The following is a 1,408-nucleotide window of genomic DNA, read 5'->3' on the forward strand; positions in this document are numbered from 1 at the left end:
CGGCACTTATGAAATGAACGGCAGCGCCTTTGCCGACCACGACGAAGTCTGGTACATCGAAACCATCGGCGGCCACCACTGGGCTGCCCGCCGGATTCCTGACGACGCCTACGTGGCAGCGCCAAACCGCTTGAACATCGACTTCTTCGACTTCAACGACGAAGACAACTTCATGTGCTCAAGCGACCTGCTGGATTTGATCAACGAATACCACTTGAACCCGGACTACCAAGGCTACAACCTGCGCCACATCTTCGGCTCATCCACCATCAAGGATGCCCACTACAACAACCCGCGGGCCTGGTACATCCACCGCTACTTCGACCCTGAATGGGAGGGGCAGCCAGGGGACCAGGACCAGCCGTTCATCACTTACGCCAAGAAGAAGATCAGCCCTGAAGACATCAAGTTCCTGGAAAGCTCCCACTACCAGGACACCGAATACGACGTCTACAGCACGACCAACACGGACGCGGAAAAGAAGCTTTTCCGGCCGATCGGCATCAACCGGAACTTTGAAACCCACATCCTGCAGATCAGAAACGACGTTGAAGAAGGCATCGCCGGCGTGCAGTGGCTGGCATTCGGGCCAAACACCTTCAACTGCTTCGTGCCGTTCTACACCAACGTCACGACCACCCCGGCCAGCTTCCAGACTGGTCCGAACTTTGATTTGACCAAGATCTTCTGGCTCAACAAGCTCAACGCCCAGCTCGGCGATACCAACTACAAGGTCTACAGCGCCCTGGAGCAGGCTTTTGAAGAAAAGACCATGGCCAAATTGCGCCAGATCGAAAACGAAACCGACCGGGCCGTCAAGGGCTTGACTGGCCGGGAATTGCAAGAGAAGCTGGAAGAAGCCAACCAGAAGATGGCTGATCTGACTTACGAGCAGACCGCGGCCTTGACCGGGGAAATGGTTGAATCCGGCCACACCCTGATGAAGCTGAAGTACGACCTGCTTGATTAAGAAACGGGAGATTTTTGATGGAAAAAGCCGCTGAAATACAAATGCTGAAGGATTTTTCAAACGCCAACGCGACTTCTGGCTTTGAAAATGAATTCGTCGACCTGTTCTCCAGAACGGTCAAGGACTACGCTGACCTGGAAGTCGACGGGATGCTGAACGTCTATGCCTCAAAGAAGGAAAACACCGGCAAGCGTCCGGTGATCCAGCTTGACGCCCACTCTGACGCCGTCGGCTTCTTGACCCAGGCAGTCCGCCCCAACGGCCTGATCAAGTTCGTGACCCTGGGCGGCTGGAACAACGTGGTCCTGCCGGCCTTGAAGGTCAAGGTCAGAAACCGGGACGGGGAGTACATCCCCGGGGTCGTGGCTTTGAAGCCGCCGCATTTCATGACGGCTGCCGAAAGAAAAGCCGTCCCGCAGGTAGCCGACTTGTCCATTG

At 55.8% G+C, this 1,408-nt stretch carries 1 protein-coding gene and 1 pseudogene; both read left to right on the top strand.

Going from position 1 to position 1,408, the window contains the following annotated elements; all coding sequences use genetic code 11:
* Positions 1-970: C69 family dipeptidase (locus lacNas_RS03110; protein WP_201346575.1), on the top strand; the 970-nt coding region annotated here is incomplete at its 5' end.
* Positions 971-987: 17 nt separating this feature from the next.
* Positions 988-1,408 (top strand): annotated as a pseudogene (locus lacNas_RS03115) (M42 family peptidase); the annotation flags it as partial.

This window comes from Lactobacillus nasalidis (assembly GCF_016587775.1).
GTDB lineage: Bacteria > Bacillota > Bacilli > Lactobacillales > Lactobacillaceae > Lactobacillus > Lactobacillus nasalidis.